Genomic DNA, 1164 nt, shown 5'->3' on the forward strand with positions numbered 1-1164 from the left:
GGGCCGGGCTCTCGGCGATGGTGCGGGCGAAGTCCTCGCCGGAGAAGCCGAGCCGTGGGTCGTGCCGGTCGAGCGCGGTCAGGCAGTCCCGGCGTAGCGCGGCGAGGGCGGACTCGCCGTGGGCGCGCTCGGAGACGGTCCGGGCGAGCCGGCCGGCGAGCTCCTCGTGCAGGTCGAAGAAGAGGTCCTCCTTGCGCGGGAAGTGGTTGGTGACGGTCATCTTGGCGACGCCCGCGGCGGTCGCGACCTCGGCGATGGTCGTCCGGTCGAAGCCCTGCTCGATGAAGAGCCTGGTCGCGGCGTGCGAGATCGCCTCGCGGGTGCGGCGCTTGTTGAGCTCGCGCAGGTTCGGCGTGGTCCCGGTGTCGGTCATGGCAGGAGCCTAGCGCAGTTCGCTGGGTCGAGCACAGAAATTATGCTTGACCCAATCACTGGGTCCGCCCTAAGTTCTTCACGTCGGCCGGAGCGGTCGACGAAGGAGCGGCCCAGGGGAGGGTTCATGACCACATCGGTCACCACGCGGATCACGACGAAGGGCGCGGAGGGGGGTGCGGAGAAGGACGCGGAGAACAGCACCGCGAAGGGTCGGCGCGGGGCGGCTCGGGCGCAGCGGCCGGAGCCGTTGCCGCCCGGCCTGCTGAAGATGGGCGCGGTGCTCGCGTTGGGGCCAATCCTGGCCTTGCTGGACACCACGATCGTCAACGTCGGCATCGATTCCGTCGCACGCGACCTGCACGGCTCGATGGCTGCGGTCCAGTGGGTGGCCACCGGGTACCTGCTGGCGATATCGCTGACCATGCCGCTCTCCGGGTGGGCCGCCGGCCGGTTCGGCGCCCGGCGCGCCTGGCTCGGTTCGGTCGTCCTGTTCGTGCTCGGATCCGCGCTGTGCGGCCTGGCCTGGTCGACGGGCAGCCTGATCGCCTTCCGGGTGCTCCAGGGCGTCGGCGGCGCGATGATCCAGCCGTTGGGGCAGACGCTCATGGTGCAGGGGGCCGGGCCTTCCCGGATCGCTCGGGTGATGGGCACCATGCTGCTCCCGATCAGCCTGGCCCCGGTCCTGGGGCCGATCCTCGGCGGGCTGGTGCTGGAGCGCCTGGACTGGCGCTGGATGTTCCTGCTGAACGTGCCGGTGGGGCTGCTCACCCTGGTGTTGGCGGCCCGGTG

2 protein-coding genes are annotated in these 1164 nt (G+C 71.1%); one reads left to right on the forward strand and one right to left on the reverse strand.

Annotation, left to right across the window (positions count from 1 at the left end):
- Positions 1-373: TetR/AcrR family transcriptional regulator (locus tag ACFQ87_RS46665; protein WP_380617122.1), on the reverse strand; the 373-nt coding region annotated here is incomplete at its 3' end.
- A 126-nt stretch (positions 374-499) separates the two neighbouring features.
- Between ACFQ87_RS46665 and ACFQ87_RS46670 the strand changes: the two genes are divergently transcribed.
- Positions 500-1164: MFS transporter (locus ACFQ87_RS46670; protein ID WP_380617123.1), on the forward strand; the 665-nt coding region annotated here is incomplete at its 3' end.

The sequence above is a fragment of the Kitasatospora sp. NPDC056531 genome (genome assembly GCF_042794375.1).
GTDB lineage: Bacteria > Actinomycetota > Actinomycetes > Streptomycetales > Streptomycetaceae > Kitasatospora.